The following is a 17,339-nucleotide window of genomic DNA, read 5'->3' as shown; positions in this document are numbered from 1 at the left end:
TCAGCGCGTCACGGTCTGGATCAGGCTGTCGAAGATGCTTTGCGCGACCTGCAGCATCTTCGCCGAAGCCTGGTAGGCCTGCTGGAACTGGATCAGCTTGGCGGCTTCCTCGTCCAGGTTCACGCCCGAGACGCCGGTGCGCTGGGCTTCCAGGCCTTCGGCGATGGACTTGGACACGTCGGCCGCGTACTGCGCGCTCTGGGCGCGCACGCCCACGTTGGCGATCAGCGCGGCATAGCCGTCCGTCAGCGGCGCGCCGTCGAACAGCTTCATGTCGCGCAGGTCCATCAGCGCCTTGGCGTTGCCGGCGTCCAGCGGTGCGTAGGCCGGGTCGATGGCGCCCACGGTCAGCGTGTCGCCGGGCTGCGGTGCGCCGGTCAGCGTCAGCGTCCAGGCCGAGGGGTTGGCGCCGTCGTAGCTGATGGGCGTGCCCGGGCTGTAGGTGAAGGTGCCCGGCACGTCCGAACGCGTGTACTGGGTGCCGCTCGTGAAGGTGATGGTCACGTCGGCCGGTGCCGGCACCGATCCCGCCGCCAGCTTGCCCACCGCCAGGCCGCCGGTGTTGGTGGTGCCCATGCTGGCCTGCACCGGGCTGGCCACGGCCAGGTCGCGCGGCGAGGCGAACAGCGTGTGCATGTTGCCGGCCGCCTGGGCATAGGGCCGCAGCAGGAAGCTGTCGCCGGTGGCGGCCGCGCCCGTGATGTCCAGCGCCAGGCCGTCCACGGTGGGCGGCGGGCCGGGGTCCACCGCGGGCGAGACGCCGTCGGACAGCCGCGTCACCGTGTAGGTGGTCGGTGAGGTGAACGTCACGCGGTAGTCCGAGGCGCGCAGCTGGCTCGGGTCGGCCACGCTGAGGCCGATGCCGGCGCTGCCCGTGTTGTTGGCGAAGGCGGTGCCATCGGACATGGCAATCGGCGTGAACAGATCGCCGCCGGGCTCGCCGTCCAGGTCCAGCCCGAGCTTGTGCTGGGCGTTGATGACCGTGGTGATGGACACCGCCATGCGGCCCAGCAGGTTCTGCGCCTCGGCCAGGTCCTCGTTCTGGAAGCGCATCAGCCCGGACAGCGAGCCGCCGCCCAGCATGCCGTCCTGCAGCTTCACCTCGGTGCTGCCGTTGACGAGCCGCAGCTCGCTGCGCGTGGGGTCCAGCGGATCGTTGGCCACCTTGAGCTCCATCGCGCGCGTGCCGAGCACCACGGGCTGGCTCTGCGCCACGAACACGCTGATGGTGCCGTCGTTGTTCTCCAGCGTCGTCGTCTGGACGTACTTGTTCATCTCGCTGATGAGCTGGTCGCGCCGGTCCAGCAGGTCGTTGGGCGGCTGGTCCAGGCCGGTGACGGACTGGATCTGGCGGTTCACCTCGGCAATGCCGGTGATCAGCGTGTTCAGCGTGGACACGCTGTTCTGCAGCTCCTCGGTCAGCCCGCGCTGCAGGTTGTCCAGCTGCGTGGCGGCGTCGTTGAAGCGCGAGGCGGTTTCCGACGCGCGCGTCAGCACCACGGTGCGGGCCGTCAGGTCGGTCGGTGCGCTGGCCACGTCCGAGAACGCGTTCATCATCTCGCTGACCGAGGCGCCCAGGCCGGTCTTGCCGGTGCCGAACAGGTCCTCCAGCTGCAGCAGCTTCTCGGCGCGCGACACGTCCTGGGCCGACACCGACTTGGACAGCGCCGCCTGGCGCGTCAGGTAGGCGTCGTAGACGCGCTGGATCGACGCCACCTCCACGCCCTTGCCGATGTAGCCGCCGCCGGTGTACTGGCCTTCCACCGTGGCCAGGTTGACCACCTGGCGCGAGTAGCCCACGGTGGCGTTGTTGGCGATGTTGTGGCCGATGGTCGACAGCGCGGCCTGGTTGGCCTGCAGCGCGCGGACGCCGACGTTGAGGATGTTGCTCATGGCTCGCCGTGGGTCATGCGTTCAGGGCACGCTGCACCTGCAGCGTGCTGTTGATCACGCGGCTGAGCTTGCCCGCATAGTCGGGGTCGGTGGCGTAGCCGGCGCGCTTGAGCTCGGTGGCGAAGGCCATCGGCGAGGCCGTCTTGGTCAGCACCTTCTCGTAGCGCGGGCTGTTGGTGATCATGTTCGCGTAGTCGCGGAACGAATCCTCGTAGGAGTCGTAGGCGCGGAACTTGGCCTTGACCTTGCGCGCCTCGCCGTTGACGTATTCAGTGGTCGTCACCTCGGCCACCTTGCCGGTCCAGCCCGGGCCGGCCTTGATGCCGAACAGGTTGAACGAGGGGCTGCCGTCGGCGTTCTTGATCTCGCGCCTGCCCCAGCCGGTCTCGTGCGCGGCCTGGCCCATCATGTAGTGGGCCGGGATGCCGCTTTGCTGCTCGATGCGCTCGGCCGCCTCCTGGTGCCGCTGCACGAAGCCGTGCTTGGCGCTGCCGGCACTGGCCGGTGTGGCGCGCGAGACCTTGCCGGCGTCGTCGGACGGCGGCAGCACGCGCGTGTTGTCCATGGCCACGGTGTGGCGCGAGAGCTGGCGCTCGATGGCGGCCGACAGCCCGCCCGGCAGGCCGGACATGGAGACCGACAGCTGCTGGTCCAGCAGGTCCGAGCTGATCTCGCTCTGCGGGCTGTCGAGCAGGCCGGACTTCATGGTCGCGTCGCGCATGCTCTTGATCAGCTCGCGCATGAACAGCGATTCGAGCTGCTTGGCGGCTTCCTTGACGGCGCCGGCGCCGTCCTTGCCGGCCTGGGCCTTCAGCGTGTCCAGCGAGCGCGCATCGGCGGCCAGCGCATTGTTCTTGGTGACCAGTGGGGACAGAGACATGTCAGATCTCCATGGCGCTGGCGCGCCACACGCAGGATCCAACGCCGGCACGCAAGCCGCTGTTCCGAAGGCCGCGGAGCAGGCCATGCCAACAGACGCCGCGGAACTGGCTCTGCCAGGCCGCTGGCGGCGCCCCCTTGAGGGGGGATGGAATTTCTACACGCCCTTCGAAATTCAAACGGGGGTGCTTCATGTCAAATCACCTCCAGCTCGGCATTCAGGGCGCCCGCGGCCTTGATGGCCTGCAGGATGGCCAGCAGGTCCTGCGGCGTGGCGCCCAGCGCGTTCAGCGCGCGCACCACGTCGCCCAGCTGCGGCGCGCCCTGCAGCTGCACCAGCTTGCCGGGCTCCTGCTTGACGGCGATGTCCGACTGCTGCGTCACCACCGTCTGGCCCTGCGAGAACGGTGCCGGCTGGCTGACCACCGGCGTGGTGGCGATGCTGACCGACAGGTTGCCGTGCGCGATGGCGCAAGGTCCCAGCGTCACGGCCTGGTTCAGCACGATGGAGCCGGTGCGCGAGTTGATGACCACCTTGGCCGAAGGCACGGCCATGTCGAAGCGCAGTTCCTCCAGCTCGGCGATGAAGTTCACGCGGGCGTGCGGCGTGGTGGGTGCGCGCACCTGCACCGTGCGGCCGTCCAGCGCCTGTGCCAGGCCCTGGCCCAGCTTGTCGTTGATGACGCTGGCCACGCGCCGCGCGGTCTGGAAGTCCGAGGCGTCCAGCCCCAGCGTGATGTGGTCGCCGTCCTGCAGCGGCGTGGGCACGCTGCGCTCGACCTGGCCGCCAGCCGGGATGCGGCCGGCCGACAGGTGGTTGATCTGCACCTTGCTGCCCCCGGCGGCGGCACCGGCGCCGGCCACCACCAGGCTGCCCTGGGCCAGTGCATAGACCTCGCCGTCGGCGCCGCGCAGCGGCGTGACGATCAGCGTGCCGCCCTTGAGCGACTTGGCGTTGCCCATGGAGGAGACCGTGACGTCGATCGATTGGCCCGGCTGCGCGAACGGCGGCAGCTCGGCCGTGACCAGCACCGCTGCGACGTTCTTGAGCTGCAGCTGCGAGGCCTGGTTGGCCGGCAGCACGATGCCTTGCTGCTGCAGGTAGTTGGACAGGCTCTGCGTGGTGTAGGGCATCTGCGTGGTCTGGTCGCCGGTGCCGTCCAGGCCCACCACCAGGCCGTAGCCCGTCAACTGGTTGCTGCGCACGCCCTGCACCGCGGCCACCTCCTTGATCCGCATGGCCTGGGCCGGCGTGGCCAGCAGCGCCAGGGCGGCGAGCAGCGGAAGCAGGAGGCGTGGCAGGAAGGTCATGGCAGTGCTCGGGACAAGGAGGGCTGCCGCGATTGTGCGAAGCCTCAGAACGGCAGAACGCTCAAAAAGAACCGCGCCAGCCAGCCAATTGCCATCGCATCCTGTTGCTGGCCGCGCCCGCGCGACTCCACGCGCACGTTGGCCACGGCGGTGGAGGGCACGATGCTGCCGGGCAGCACGGCGCGCGGGTCCACCGTGCCCGAGAAGCGCAGCACGTCCACGTTCTGATTCACACCGATCTGCTTCTCGCCCAGCACCACCAGGTGGCCGTTGGGCAGCAGGTCCACCACCGTGGTGGTGATGGTGCCGCTGAAGGTGTTGGCCGCGCTGGTGCCGCCGCTGCCGGCGAAGGTGTTCTCGGACTCCGCGCCGACGTTGAGCTTGCCCAGGCGGTTGGCCGACAGGAAGGGGAAGGCGCTGATGCCGCTGCTCACGCTGCCGGACTTGTCGACCGAGGCGGTGCTGGTCTGGCTGGCGTTCAGGCTCTCGACGATCTGCACGGTGAGCGTGTCGCCGACCATGCGCGGGCGCCGGTCCTCGAACAGGGGGCGGTAGCGCACCTGCGAGTACAGGCCGCCCGTCGCCACGTGCGCGGGTTGCGGTGCGATGGCCACGGGGCGCTGGGTCGCGGGGTCGGGAAACTCGACCTTGGGCGTTTGCTGCAGCGTCTCGCAGCCCGCCAGCGCGAGCGCCGCCAGGGCCAGCGGCCAGGGGCGCAGGGAAAGGGTTCTGGCCATGCCTGCTCCTACAGCTGGGCGAGCTTTTGCAGCATCTGGTCGGAGGTCTGCACGGCCTTGGAATTCATCTCGTAGGCGCGCTGCGTCTGGATCATGGTGACCAGTTCCTGCACCACGTTGACGTTGGAAGTTTCCAGGTAGCCCTGGCGCATGATGCCCAGGCCGTTGGTGCCCGGCGTGCCGCCCTGTGGCTGGCCCGAGGCGGCCGTCTCGGTGAAGATGTTCTGGCCGCGCGGCTCCAGGCCCGGCGGGTTGATGAAGGTGGACATGGCGATGGTGCCCACCGTCTGCGGCGCGGTGTTGCCCGGCAGCATCACGGTCACGGTGCCGGTCTCGCTGATGCTCACCGACAGCGTGTTGGGCGGGATGGTGATGCCGTTGGCCACCGGCAGCCCGTTGGAGGTGACCAGCCGGCCCTGCGAGTCGACCTCGAAGCTGCCGTCACGGGTGTAGCCCACGGTGCCGTCGGGCAGCTGGATGTTGAAGAAGCCGTTGCCGTTGATTGCCACGTCGAAGTGGTTGTCGGTCAGCTGCAGCGAGCCTTGGGAGAACTGCCGGCTGGTGGCCACGGTGCGCACGCCCAGGCCCAGCTGCAAGCCGGTGGGCAACTGCTCGGCCTCGGTGTTGTTGGCACCGACCTGGCGCAGGTTCTGGTAGATCAGGTCTTCGAACACCGCGTTGGAGCGCTTGAAGCCCGTGGTCGAGACGTTGGCCAGGTTGTGCGAGATGACGTCCAGCTGGGTCTGCTGGGCTTCCATGCCGGTCTTGGAGATCCAGAGCGAATTGATCATGGCGGTTCCTTGTTAGCCCTGGACGCCCAGGAGTTGGCTGGCGCTCTTGTCGCCGGCCTCGGCGAGCTGCAGCAGGCGCATCTGCGTTTCGAACTGGCGGGCGACCTGGATCATCCCGACCATGGTTTCCACGGCGTTCACGTTGGAGCCTTCCAGCGCACCGGCGGCCATGCGCGCATTGGCGTCGTTGGCCATCGGGTCGCCCGAGGTGGTGCGGAACAGGCCGTCGTCGCTGCGCTTGAGCGGGTCGTCCGGCGTGGGCGTGGCCAGCTTCAGGCGGCCCAGGTTGGTCGGCGGCAGGTTGCCCACCTTGGCGCTGATGCTGCCGTCCGAGCCCAGCGTGACCTCTGCGTTGGGCGGCACGTCGATCGGCGCGCCCCCGTCGCTGAGCACCGGCAGGCCGGTGGGCGTCACCAGCGTGCCGGCGGCAGTGATCTCGAAGGCGCCGCCGCGCGTGTAGGCCTCGGTGCCGTCCAGGCCCTGCACGGCGAACCAGGCGTTGTCGCGCGCCATCGCATCGAGGTTGCGGCCGGTGCGCTGCACCGGGCCCGGCGTGCTGTCGTGCCCGCGCGTGGTCTCCAGAGCGAACACGCGGCTGCTGGAGCCCGGGCCGTTCAGCGGCACCGAGCGGAAGGTCGACAGCTCGGCCCGGAAGCCATTGGTCGAGACATTGGCGAGGTTGTTGGACAACACCGCCTGCCGACCCGCAGCGGCGGTGGCGCCGGTCATCGCGGTGTAGATGATGTGGTCCATGGCTCAGCCTCAGCGGATGTTGAGAATCGTGTTCAGGACCTGGTCCTGCGTCTTGATGGTCTGCGCGTTGGCCTGGTAGGTGCGCTGCGCCGTCATCATGTTGACCAGCTCCTTGGTCAGGTCGACGTTGGAGTCCTCCAGCGTGCCGGCGCGCACCACGCCGATGTTGCCGGTGCCCGGCACGCCCGTGGCCGTGGGCTCCAGGCCCGAGGCCGGCGTCGCCATCCACAGGTTGCCGCCGATGGGCGACAGGCCCTGCTCGTTGGTGAAGGTGGCCAGCTGGATCTGGCCGGCCGCCAGCGTCTTGCCGTTGGAGTACACGCCCAGTACCACGCCGCTGTCGTCGATGTTGATGGCGGTGAGCTTGCCCGAGGCCTGGCCGTCGGTCAGCGCCTTGGTCACCGAGAAGCGCGAGGAGCCGTACTGCGTGGCGCGTTCCAGGTTGAAGGTGACCGGGAAGGTGGAGCCGTCGGACTCGGCCAGGTTCAGCGCCGTCAGCGTGGGCGAGGAGGTCAGCTCGCCGTCGTTGCCGAAGGTCATGGTGCCGCTGTTGGTCATGGCGCCGCCGTCCACCGAGGTCCACACGTCCCAGGTGTTGTTGCCGGTCTTGGTGAAGTAGATGCCGATGGGCACGGCTGTGCCCAGCGAGTTGTAGCCCACGGCCGAGGTGCCGTAGGTCTCGATCGGCGGGACCAGCGCGGCCGGTGCGGTGCCGGTCGGCACGGTGGCCGAGGCGTCCAGGTTGAAGCGCAGGTCCAGCTGCGTGCTGCGGTCGGCCTTGATCTCGCCGCCGGCCGGCAGGATCAGCGGGCCGACCACGCCGCCGGTGGGGATCACGCCGTCCGGCGTGGCGGTGATGCCCAGCAGGCTGCCGCCGTCGTTGGTGACGATCTGGCCGTCCTTGGTCAGCTTGAACGAACCGTCGCGGGTGTAGGCGCGCGAGCCGTTGGGCTGGTCGATCTGGAAGAAGCCGTTGCCGTTGATGGCCACGTCCAGCGAGCGGCCGGTCACCGACAGGTTGCCCTGGGTGAACTGCTGCGACACGGTGGCCACCTCCACCCCGATGCCTTGGTTGATGCCACCGGCCGAGCCCATGGCGTTGGCGTACAGCTCGGCGAATTCGGCGCGCGAGGCCTTCATGCCGGTGGTGTTGGCGTTGGCGATGTTGTGGCCGATCACGTCCAGGTTCTTGCTGGAAGCGCTCAGACCGGAAAGGCCTTGTTGGAAACCCATGGAAGACTCCTGAAGCGTTGGGGGGTCAGAGGATGGCCTTGACGCTGCTGTAGGGCAGCGTCTTGCCGCCGGCCAGTTGCAGCGTCAGCACGTTGTTGTCGTTGCTCACGCCTTCGACGCGGCTGCGCTGCAGCGCGGTGGCGGTGACGGCGGTCTTGCTGGCCGTGGGCATCACGGTGAAGGTCAAGGCCTCGCTGCCGCTGTACTTGGTGGCGTCCCATTCGAAGGCGTGGCGGCCAGCGGCCAGGCCACCCATGTCGATGGTGTCCACCAGCGTGCCGCCGGCCGTGCGCACCTGCACCTTCACGCTGTCGGCGTTGGTGGCGAGGTCGAAGCCGCCGCGGCCCACCTTGTCCGTCACCTGCAGCGCCGAGCCCTCGGTCAGCACATCGTGGCCGACCATGGCCGCGCCCTGCAGGGCCTGCATGGAGGCCATCTGCGCGAGCACGTTGTTGACGGTGGAGTTCAGGTTCTCGATGCCCGTCACGGTGTTGAGCTGCGCGATCTGCGAGGTCATCTGCGCGTTGTCCAGCGGGTTCATCGGGTCCTGGTTGTTGAGCTGAGCGACCAGCAGCTTGAGGAAGCGGTCCTGCACCGCCTGGGCGCTGGAGTCGTTCTTGTTCGTGCCGCTGGTGGTGCCGGTGCCGGTACTGCTCGTGCCGTTGAGCGAGTTCAGGACGTCGGTGCTGATGGCCATGGTGTGTGTCTTTCAGGTGGTGAGGGCTCACTGGCCCATCTGCAGCGTCTTGAGCAGCAGCGTCTTGGCCGTGTTCATGACTTCCACGTTGTTCTGGTAGGAGCGCGAGGCCGAGATCATGTTGACCATCTCCTCCACCGCGTTGACGTTGGAGTGCGTGACATAGCCCTCCGCGTCGGCCAGCGGATGGTTCGGGTCCAGCACCTTGCGCGCCGGCGCATCGCTTTCGGTCACCTGGCGCACGGCCACGCCGGCGGCGCTGTCGGCGCCCATCAGCGTGGTCTGGAACACCACCTGGCGCGCCTTGTAGGGCTGGGCGTCGGGGCCGGCCACGGCATCGACGTTGGCCAGGTTGGAGGCCACCACGTTGAGCCGCTGCGACTGGGCGCTGATGCCGCTGCCCGAGACGCCGAAGATCGAGAACATCGACATGGCGAAGCTCCTTATTGCCCCTGGATGGCCGTGAGCATGGTCTTGGCCTGGCCGTTGATGAAGCGCAGCGCGGCCTCGTAGCGCACGGTGTTGTCCACGAAGTTGGCGCGCTCGCGGTCAAGGTCCACGGTGTTCTGGTCCAGGTTGGGCTGGGCCTGCACGCTGTAGCCGAGTTCGGGGTCGCCCTGGTGCGACAGCTCGCCGATGCGCGAGAACGGCAGGTGGCCAGCCGCGGTGCGGGCCTGGCCGGTGGAGACCACGTAGCCCTTGTCGCCCTGCATCACGCCCTTGAGCGCGTCGCCGAACTTGTAGTCGCGTGCCACGAAGCCGGGGGTGTCCACGTTGGCGATGTTGCTGGCGATGGTGCGCTGGCGCTCCGAGCGCAGCAGCAGGGCGCGGGCCTGGAAGTCCAGCGTGCCGGTCAATTTGTCCAACATGGGCATCACCTCGTGCAATGGTTGGCTCCGTCAGGGGGCGGGCGGAGCGGGGGGTGCCGGGAATTGTGGAAGTCCGCCGGCCGCGCGAAACCGGGATGAGGGCCGTGTTTGGCGGGCAGTTCGCGGCTTCGCGCGGCGGTGGGCTGCCTACAGTTGCGGTTGTCCCATTCACGCTTGCAGGAGGTATCCCCATGGGCTTTGCTCGAAGGCTGTGCCAGGCCGGGCTGCCGCTGCTGGCGGCGCTGTGTGCCCCTGCCTGGGCGCAATACGAACAGATCAGCCAGCAATGGGTGGACCAGGCGCTGGCCCAGCTGCCGGCCGACGCCAAGGGCCCGCTGCGCATGGAAGTCAGCGTGGGCGCGCTGGACAGCCGTCTCAAGCTGGCCCCCTGTGCCCAGGTCGAACCCTATCTGCCGCCCAACACCCGGCTGTGGGGCCGCACGCGGCTGGGCCTGCGCTGCGTCGATGGCGCCACGCGCTGGAGCGTGTTCCTGCCGATCACGGTCAAGGCCTTCGGGCCGGCCTGGATGCTGCGCGGGCCGGTGGCCCAGGGCGCGGTGCTGACAGCTGACGATGCCGAGCAGGGCGAGGTCGACTGGGCCGAAGACCGCTCGCCCGTGCTGGCCGATCCGGCGCTGTGGGTCGGCCAGATCGCCACGCGCAGCTACATGCCCGGCCAGGCCATCCGCCAGTCCATGGTGCGCGCGCCGCTGGCCTTCCAGGCCGGGGCCCAGGTGCGCGTGGTGGCCCAGGGCTCGGGCTTCTCGATCAGTTCGGACGGCCAGGCGCTGACGGTCGGCGTGGTCGGCCAGGCGGCCCGCGTGCGCATGGACAACGGCCGCATCCTCACCGGCACGGTTCTGGATGCCCGTACAGTCGAACTGTCCATGTGACCCTGGTTTGCCAAGGAATTCGCATGCCGGCCCTCAAGTCGCTCCAGGAACTGCCGATAGCATCAGCACGATGCCCTTTTCACAGGGGCGATGGAGAGTGCAATGAAGATCGGACAGACGCCCGACCCGAACCCGGGAATCCCCCCGGCCAAGCGGCCCGGGCCAGAAACGGAAGCCGCCGCCCAGGCGAAGGCGGCCGCTGTCCGCACGCCCGCGGCCACGCCGGGCGCTTCGGTGAGCGTCTCCACACTGGGCAAGACGCTGGAAGCCACGCGCCGCGCGGATGCTGGCGACGTCGACCAGGCCAAGGTCGACGAGATCAAGGCAGCGATTGCGGACGGCAGCTACCGGATCAACCCCGAAGCCATTGCCGACAAGATGCTCGCCAACGCGCAGGAAATGCTGCAGCCCAAGCGCGGCACCGGCAACCACTGAGGCCCGGCCGCGGCCTGAACCGGAGCCACCGCCATGGTGGCTGACATCTTTCTCCACCAGCTCGCCGAGGCCGAGGCGCAGCTCGATTCCCTGACCCATTTGTTGCTGCAAGGCGATGCGCCTGCCTATGAGGCCGGCGCGTTGGCGTTCCGGCAGGCCCTGGTGCAGCTGGCCCATGCCGCGGCCGACCAGCCCACGCCGGTGCCGGACGCCGTGGCCGTACGGCTGGCGCAACTGGCGCGTGCGCTGGTGCAGCAGCGCGACCAACTGGCGCGCCGTGCCGTGGTGGTGGCGCGCAGCCTGGCCGTGGTGCTGCCGCAGACGCAGCCGACCTACCAGGCGCCGGGGCGGCGGGCCGGCTTCAGCGGCGCGGCACCGCAGATCTATTCGGCACCGGCGCGCTGAGCGGGTCCAATGCTGGCATGCAAAAACGCCCTGCACCGCAGGGCGTTCTGCTTTGCATGAGCGGCACTGCGGCGAGCGCTCAGTGCGCCCGCATCTTGGCGCGCAGCCGTGCCACCGACTGGCTGTGCAGCTGGCACACGCGCGATTCGGTGACGCCCAGCACGGCGGCGATTTCCTTGAGGTTGAGATCCTTCTCGTAGTACATGCTCATGATGTACTGCTCGCGCTCGGGCAGCGACTTGATGGCCTCCACCAGCGCGCTGCGCAGGCGCTCGTTGCGCAGCAGGTTCAGCGGATCGGCCTCGGTGTCACCGGTGTGGCGGTCGAGGAAGCCCTCGGCGTCTTCGTCGCCGCCCATGTCCTCCAGGTACACGAGCTGGGTGCCGCGCACCTTGTTCAGCAACTCCTGGTACTCGTCCAGCGCCATGCCGAGTTCGGCGGCGATCTCGGACTCCTTGGCGCTGCGGCCCAGGCGCTGCTCCACGCGCTGCACGGCGCGTTCGATGTCCTTCTGGCTCTTGCGCGAGCCGCGCGACATCCAGTCGCCCTCGCGCAGCTCGTCGATCATGGCGCCGCGGATGCGCTGGGTCGCGAAGGTCTCGAACTGCACGCCCTGCGCAGCCTCGTAGCGTGTCAGCGCCTCGGACAGGCCGATCATGCCGACCTGGATCAGGTCGTCCAGCTCCACATTCGCCGGCAGCTTGGCGATCATGTGGTGCGCCAGGCGGCGCACCAGCGGCACGTACTGGCGGATCATGTGCTCGCGGTCAAGTTGGCCTTTGGCGGTGTACATGTCAGTCGCCTCCCGTCGCCGGCAAGCGGTGATGGGCGTGGTGGACAGTGGAGGTGGAGCGTACGCGCAATTGCACCTCAGGCCATGAAGGGAACGGCGCCGTTCTCGAGCAGGCGCAGCGCCAGCCGGCGCACGTCGTCGCTGCGTTGCTCGGCTTGCGGTTCACTGCGCACGGTGATCATGTCGGTCTCGCAGCCCAGGAAGGTCAGGGCGCATTTTTGCAGACTTCGGCCGGTCGTACGGGCCAATTGGTCCGCGTTGCGGAGCGACGAAGTGATCAGCGAGACCAGCGTCGGCGCCAGCCGGCCTTCCTGCTGGAATTGCTTGAGCGTGCGGTAGCCGCGCAGCAGCGCATGGCGGCCGGGGGCCACGGCGAGCACCGGCTGCGCCGCGCTGCCGGCCAGCACCGGGATCAGCAGCTCGGCGCGGGCATAGACCACCAGCACGCCGCAGCCCTGGAACAGCGAGCCGAGCAGGTCCAGCGGCCGCGGCCGGGCCTGTCCCAGTGCGCGTAGCCCGACGGCGGCGGGCATCACGGCCCAGTCGGAATCTTCGGTCGCTCCCAGCGCGCCCCAGGGCGTGTGCTGCATGAGGTCGACCAGGCCGGGATGCGCGGGGGATTCCAGGCTGGTGCCGTCCAGCACCACGGGCGGATAGCCGTAGCTCTGCAGCGCCTGGCACAGCTGCCACAGCAAGGCCTGCTCGTACCGCTCCTCGCCCTGGCTGACCAGCGTGATGAGCCGGGCCGGCGCGGGCGGGCGGGCCTGGCGCAGGCTGGCGCCCTGGTCGGCGAAGGCGTCAAGCATGGGCGCGCTCCGCACGCGACGGGGCGGCGCCGGCCGTCGAGAAGATGAAGCTCAGGTCGGCCGCCTTGGGGTCGTAGGCCGAGCGCACATTGCTGCGCATGGAGGCGGCCACCAGCTTGGCCGCATCGGCGCGCTCGAAGTCTTCGGGCACGCGCTGGCCGTTGCAGATGCCGCGCACCAGCAGCTGGTGGCGGATCGTGGCGTCCAGCGCCGGGCCCAGCTTCACGGCCTCGTCCACCTTGGACAGGATGGTCTGCTGCACGCCGCCGGTCTTGAAGGCGCCCATCACGTCGTCGAGCTGGTCGCCCTGGCCGCCGGCGTTGACCACCAGCAGGCGCTGCACGCCGGGCAGGTCCAGCATGTCCAGCATGCCCTGCTTGCGCGGGTCGCGCGGGGCCACGCCGGTGGTGTCCACCAGCACCATCTTCTTGTTGGCGAGCAGGCCCAGCAGGTCCTGCAGCGCGGCCCGGTCGTGCGCGAGGTGCGCCACCACGCCCAGCATGCGGCCGTAGCTGCGCAGCTGCTCGTGTGCGCCCACGCGGTAGGTGTCCAGCGTGATCAGGCCCACGCTGGCCGCGCCATGCTCCTGCACGCAATGCGCGGCGAGCTTGGCGGCCGTGGTGGTCTTGCCCACGCCGGTGGCGCCGACCAGCGCGAACACGCCGCCTTCGGTGTAGAGCGGCGCAGCCTGGGCGTCGGTGTGCAGGTTGCGCTGCAGCACCTCGATGATCCAGTGCACGGCCTCGGCCGCGGAGAAGTCCGCGGGCATGCGTTCCAGCAGCGCGCGCGCCAGGCTCGGCGAGTAGCCGGCGCGGATCAGCTTGAGCATGAGGTTGGACTGGATCGGGTCCTGCTTGGCCTGGCCCAGCCAGGCCAGCGTGCTGAAGCGTTCCTCGATCATCTCCTTCATGGCCTGTAACTCGTCCACGATGCCTTGCGAGGCCGGCGCTGCCACGGGGGCTGCGGGGCCGGACTGCGGCCGGGTGCGAAGCACTTCCTTCACGAAGGGCAGGGCATGCGGCGTGGCCTTCGTGGCGACCGGTTTGACCTGGACAGCGGCCTGCGCCGCGTTCGCGGCCTCCAGCCGTTCGGCCAGCTGCGCGAGCTGCACCGAGGCGGCCGGCTTGCGCAGCGTCTGCACCTCGCGCTCGGCACGCTCGGACAGCGTGGCAGGCTTGGCGATGATGGGCGCGATGGGGGCGCGGGGCGCCACCGCGGGCTTGGTCGGTGCGGCCGTGCTGCCCATGGCCTCGTGGCGGCGGCGCAGCATGCGCTCGCGCACATAGTCCTGGAACGACAGCGTGCTCATGGCGAGCTGCTCGGCGTCTTCGGCCACGGGCGTCTTCTCGGCGGCCATGGCCGTGCGGCGCGGGGCGGGCCGGGCCGGCGTGGCTGCGGCCTGCTCGGGCGGCGTGCCGACGGTGTCTTCGGCCGTGGCCATCACCTCCACGCCGGTGGCGGTCTGGCGGTTGGACAGGATCAGCGTGCCCTCACCGAATGCCATCCGGGCCTTGGCCAGGGCTTCGCGCGAGGTCGCGGCGGTAAAGCGTTGGATGTTCAATTTGCACCTCTGAGGATGGGGCCGATACGGATGGAATGCGTTTCAGGGATTTCGCTGTGCCCCAGCACCTGCAGCCGGGGCGCGACGCGCCGCACCAGGCGCGAGATGGCATTGCGGATCTGGTCGGGCACCAGCAGGCAGGCCGGCACGCCGAGCTCTTCCTGGCGCATGGCCACGTCGGCCGCGTTCTTGGTCAGGAGCTCGGCCACGTTCGGGTCCAGCGAGGGGCCGGCGGCGTTGCCCAGGGCCTGGACCAGCAGGCGTTCGAGCGCAGGTTCGATGGCGATCACGTTGAGTTCGCGCGTCGGGCCATAGATCTGCTGCACGATGGCCGGGGCCAGCGCGATGCGCACGCGGCGCGCCAGCTCCAGCGGGTCGCTCACGCTGCCGGCATGCTCGGCCAGCGATTCGACGATGCTGCGGATGTCGCGGATGTGCACGGACTCTTCGAGCAGCAGCTGCAGCACCTTCTGGAACGCGGCGAGCGGCACCATCTTCGGTACCACTTCCTCGATCAGTTTCGGAGCCAGGCGCGTCACGTGTTCCACCAGTTGCTGGGTCTCGGTGCGGCTGAGCAGACGGGCCGCCTGCACCTGCATCAAGTGTGACAAGTGGGTGGCCATCACGGTCTCCGAATCAACGACCGTAAAGCCGGCCAATTGGGCGGCTTCCTTCTGGCGCTCGTCGATCCAGTGGGCCGGCAGGCCGAAGGCCGGGTCGGTGGTGGCGGTGCCGATCAGGGGCGTGCTGATGCCGCCCGGGTTGATGGCCAGGTACATGCCCGGGTAGGCCTCGCCCTCGCCGACCACCACGCCGCGCAGTGTGATGCGGTAGGCGCTGGGCTTGAGCTCCAGGTTGTCGCGCACATGCACGGCCGGCGGCAGGAAGCCCACCTCCTGCGCGAACTTGCGGCGCACGCCCTTGATGCGGTTGAGCAGGTCGCCCTGGCGTGTCTTGTCGACCAGCGTGATGAGCCGGTAGCCCAGCTCCAGGCCCAGCAGGTCAACGGGCTGCAGGTCGTCCCAGCTGGCTTCGTTGTCGGCCGGTGCCGGCGGCGGGCCGGCCACCAGGGTGCCCTCCTTGGGCTTGTTGGCCATGCGCCAGGCCAGGTAGCCCAGCACCGAAGCCACGCCCAGGAACACCACGTGCGGCATGTTGGGCACCAGGCCCAGCAGCGCCAGGATGCCGGCCACGATGCCCAGCGCGCGCGGCGAGTCGAACATTTGCGCCACGATCTGCTTGCCGATGTCCTTGTCCTTGCCCACGCGCGAGACCACCATGGCGGCGGCCACGGAGATCAGCAGACCCGGGATCTGCGCCACCAGCGCGTCGCCGACCGCCAGCAGGATGTAGGTGTCGGCGGCCTGGCCGGCCGACAGGCCGTGCTGCAGCATGCCGATGGCGAAGCCGCCGACGATGTTGATGACCAGGATCAGGATGGCGGCGATGGCGTCGCCGCGCACGAACTTGCTGGCACCGTCCATGGAGCCGAAGAACTCGGCTTCCTCGGCCACCTCGGCGCGGCGGCGCTTGGCCTCCTTGTCGTCGATCAGGCCGGCATTGAGGTCGGCGTCCACCGCCATCTGCTTGCCGGGCATGGCGTCCAGCGTGAAGCGGGCCGAGACCTCGGCGATGCGCTCGGCGCCCTTGGTGATCACGATGAAGTTGATCACCACCAGCACCAGGAACACGATCAGGCCGACCGCGAAGTTGCCGCCGATCAGGAAGTGGCCGAAGGCCTCGATCACCGCGCCGGCAGCGCCCGCGCCGGTGTGGCCTTCCATGAGCACCACACGCGTGGTGGCCACGTTCAGCGACAGCCGCATCAGCGTGGTCAGCAGCAGCACCGCCGGGAAGGCCGAGAAATCCAGCGGCCGCACCATGTAGGCCGCCACCATCATGACCATCAGCGCCATCGCGATGTTGATGGTGAAGAAGGTGTCCAGCATCCACGTCGGGATCGGCAGCACCATGAGCGAGAGGATCGCCACCACCAGCACCGGTGCGGCGATGCCGCGCACATGCGTGCTGTGGCGTTGCAGCGCGGCGAGCAGGGCTTGCGGAGAGGTCGGCATCAGCGCGGCTCCACGGGCTTGAGTTCATCCAGCGGCGCGTCCGGGTCGGCGGCGCTGGTGGTTTCGGCCACCACCGTCTTGCCCAGCGGATCGAGTTCCGGCGGCACGAAGGGTTCGGGCTGTTCCTCGGGCATCGGGCCGTCGCCGCGCATCGCGGCCTTCAGCCGGTAGACATAGGCCAGGATCTGGGCCACGGCCGTGTACAGCGCCGAGGGAATCTCGCCCTCCAGCTCGGCATGGGCGTACAGCGCGCGCGCCAGCATGGGCGACTGCAGCACCGGCACCGCGTGCAGCTGCGCCACCTCGCGGATGCGGAAGGCCAGCAGGTCGGCGCCCTTGGCGATCACCTGCGGCGCGGCCATGGTCTTCTCGTCGTAGCGCAGCGCCACGGCGAAGTGGGTCGGGTTCATGAGCACGAAATCGGCCTTGGGCACGGCCTGGATGCTGCGGCGGTTGGCGATCTCGCGCGCGCGCTGGCGCAGCTTGCCCTTGAGCTGCGGGTTGCCCTCTGATTCCTTGTGCTCCTGCTTGACCTCCTGGTGCGACATCTTGAGCCGCGACTTGTGCAGGAACAGCTGCATCGGCACGTCGAACATGGCCACCGCGAAGATCACCAGCAGCAGCAGCGAAACGCCCTTGGTCAGCCAGTCGCCGAGCAGCACGATGGAGCGGGGCGAGGGCTGCAGCACCATCATGGCCACGGTCTCGATGCTGCCCTTCAGGTAGAGCCAGGCGACGATGCCCAGCACGATGGTGATGGCCAGGAGCTTGCCGGTCTCGACCACTTTTTCCTTGCTGAACATCTTGCCGAAGCCGCTGAGCGGGTTCAGGCGGTTCAGGTCCGGCGTGATGGGTTTGGTGGTGACGACCCAGCCACCGGCGGCAATGGTGCTGCCCACGGCGGCCACCAGCACGATGGCTGCCAGCGCCAGCGCCACGACGAGTCCGGCCAGCGTCATGCTCTGCAGCCGGTCCAGCATCTGCAGTGGATGCAGCAGGGTGTCGGCCCCGAAGCGCAACTGGTGGTGCACGGCCAGCTGCAAACGGCCGAACATCCAGGGCGCCAGCGCCAGCAGCGCGAAGGCGCCCACGCCCAGCACCGCCAGGTTGCCCAGGTCGCGCGAGCGGGCGATCTGGCCATCCTTGCGCGCCTGTTCGAGCTTGCGCTCGGACGCGGGCAGGTTGCGGTCTTGGCTGCTGGATTCCAT

General features: G+C 69.1%; 18 protein-coding genes. 3 read left to right on the top strand and 15 right to left on the bottom strand.

The annotated features are described in order from the left end of the window. The 10 genes from flgK to flgB form a co-directional block, all read right to left on the bottom strand. Positions 1-1,893 carry a flagellar hook-associated protein FlgK gene (gene flgK, locus ACSQ4M_RS00320; protein ID WP_436187689.1) on the bottom strand — a complete coding sequence of 631 codons (1,893 nt, stop codon included), beginning with the start codon at positions 1,891-1,893 and terminating at the stop codon, positions 1-3. A gap of 13 nt (positions 1,894-1,906) precedes the next feature. Continuing rightward, on the bottom strand, positions 1,907-2,773 hold the full coding sequence (gene flgJ / locus ACSQ4M_RS00315; RefSeq protein ID WP_436187688.1) for a flagellar assembly peptidoglycan hydrolase FlgJ: 867 nt from the start codon (positions 2,771-2,773) through the stop codon (positions 1,907-1,909). A gap of 194 nt (positions 2,774-2,967) precedes the next feature. Then, positions 2,968-4,083 carry a flagellar basal body P-ring protein FlgI gene (locus ACSQ4M_RS00310; protein ID WP_436187687.1) on the bottom strand — a complete coding sequence of 372 codons (1,116 nt, stop codon included), beginning with the start codon at positions 4,081-4,083 and terminating at the stop codon, positions 2,968-2,970. 44 nt (positions 4,084-4,127) lie between these two features. Beyond that, a complete protein-coding gene (locus ACSQ4M_RS00305; RefSeq protein ID WP_436187686.1) occupies positions 4,128-4,820 on the bottom strand; it encodes a flagellar basal body L-ring protein FlgH in 693 nt (230 codons plus the stop codon). 8 nt (positions 4,821-4,828) lie between these two features. Then, a complete protein-coding gene (flgG, locus tag ACSQ4M_RS00300) occupies positions 4,829-5,611 on the bottom strand; it encodes a flagellar basal-body rod protein FlgG (protein WP_056664016.1) in 783 nt (260 codons plus the stop codon). Positions 5,612-5,623: 12 nt separating this feature from the next. After that, positions 5,624-6,364 (bottom strand): flagellar basal body rod protein FlgF, encoded by a 741-nt coding sequence (locus tag ACSQ4M_RS00295; protein WP_436187685.1) that lies wholly within the window; start codon positions 6,362-6,364, stop codon positions 5,624-5,626. Between the two features lie 9 nt (positions 6,365-6,373). Next, positions 6,374-7,597: a flagellar hook protein FlgE gene (gene flgE, locus ACSQ4M_RS00290; RefSeq protein WP_436187684.1), complete on the bottom strand. Its 1,224-nt coding sequence runs from the start codon at positions 7,595-7,597 to the stop codon at positions 6,374-6,376. Positions 7,598-7,622: 25 nt separating this feature from the next. Further along, positions 7,623-8,294 carry a flagellar hook assembly protein FlgD gene (locus ACSQ4M_RS00285; protein WP_436187683.1) on the bottom strand — a complete coding sequence of 224 codons (672 nt, stop codon included), beginning with the start codon at positions 8,292-8,294 and terminating at the stop codon, positions 7,623-7,625. A gap of 27 nt (positions 8,295-8,321) precedes the next feature. Beyond that, positions 8,322-8,726, bottom strand: coding sequence for a flagellar basal body rod protein FlgC (gene flgC / locus ACSQ4M_RS00280; RefSeq protein WP_056664028.1), 405 nt, complete (start codon positions 8,724-8,726; stop codon positions 8,322-8,324). Positions 8,727-8,737: 11 nt separating this feature from the next. Next, positions 8,738-9,163: a flagellar basal body rod protein FlgB gene (gene flgB, locus ACSQ4M_RS00275; protein WP_436187682.1), complete on the bottom strand. Its 426-nt coding sequence runs from the start codon at positions 9,161-9,163 to the stop codon at positions 8,738-8,740. A 191-nt stretch (positions 9,164-9,354) separates the two neighbouring features. On the opposite strand from flgB, the gene flgA reads away from it, so the two are divergent. From flgA to ACSQ4M_RS00260, 3 genes are all read left to right on the top strand, one after another. Continuing rightward, positions 9,355-10,056 (top strand): flagellar basal body P-ring formation chaperone FlgA, encoded by a 702-nt coding sequence (flgA, locus tag ACSQ4M_RS00270; RefSeq protein ID WP_436187681.1) that lies wholly within the window; start codon positions 9,355-9,357, stop codon positions 10,054-10,056. A 102-nt stretch (positions 10,057-10,158) separates the two neighbouring features. Then, the gene (gene flgM, locus ACSQ4M_RS00265; RefSeq protein WP_436187680.1) at positions 10,159-10,491 is read left to right on the top strand and encodes a flagellar biosynthesis anti-sigma factor FlgM; all 333 of its coding nucleotides are present in this window, start codon (positions 10,159-10,161) and stop codon (positions 10,489-10,491) included. Positions 10,492-10,524: 33 nt separating this feature from the next. Further along, the gene (locus ACSQ4M_RS00260; protein ID WP_056664036.1) at positions 10,525-10,896 is read left to right on the top strand and encodes a hypothetical protein; all 372 of its coding nucleotides are present in this window, start codon (positions 10,525-10,527) and stop codon (positions 10,894-10,896) included. A 79-nt stretch (positions 10,897-10,975) separates the two neighbouring features. Here ACSQ4M_RS00260 and ACSQ4M_RS00255 read toward each other — a convergent pair whose 3' ends face one another. From ACSQ4M_RS00255 to ACSQ4M_RS00235, 5 genes are all read right to left on the bottom strand, one after another. Next, on the bottom strand, positions 10,976-11,689 hold the full coding sequence (locus ACSQ4M_RS00255; RefSeq protein ID WP_056664038.1) for an RNA polymerase sigma factor FliA: 714 nt from the start codon (positions 11,687-11,689) through the stop codon (positions 10,976-10,978). 77 nt (positions 11,690-11,766) lie between these two features. Further along, positions 11,767-12,495: a hypothetical protein gene (locus ACSQ4M_RS00250; protein ID WP_056664041.1), complete on the bottom strand. Its 729-nt coding sequence runs from the start codon at positions 12,493-12,495 to the stop codon at positions 11,767-11,769. Then, the gene (gene flhF / locus ACSQ4M_RS00245; protein ID WP_436187679.1) at positions 12,488-14,056 is read right to left on the bottom strand and encodes a flagellar biosynthesis protein FlhF; all 1,569 of its coding nucleotides are present in this window, start codon (positions 14,054-14,056) and stop codon (positions 12,488-12,490) included. Before flhF ends, ACSQ4M_RS00250 begins: the two co-directional genes overlap by 8 nt. Then, complete coding sequence (flhA, locus tag ACSQ4M_RS00240; protein WP_436187678.1) at positions 14,053-16,131, bottom strand: flagellar biosynthesis protein FlhA; 2,079 nt, start codon at positions 16,129-16,131, stop codon at positions 14,053-14,055. Before flhA ends, flhF begins: the two co-directional genes overlap by 4 nt. Beyond that, positions 16,131-17,339, bottom strand: a complete 1,209-nt coding sequence (locus ACSQ4M_RS00235) for an EscU/YscU/HrcU family type III secretion system export apparatus switch protein (RefSeq protein WP_436187677.1) — start codon at positions 17,337-17,339, stop codon at positions 16,131-16,133. The genes flhA and ACSQ4M_RS00235 overlap by 1 nt, the downstream gene beginning before the upstream one ends.

The organism is Pseudorhodoferax sp. LjRoot39 (assembly GCF_964253035.1).
Lineage (GTDB): Bacteria > Pseudomonadota > Gammaproteobacteria > Burkholderiales > Burkholderiaceae_C > Pseudorhodoferax.
This window is presented reverse-complemented; position numbering and strand designations above follow the sequence as displayed.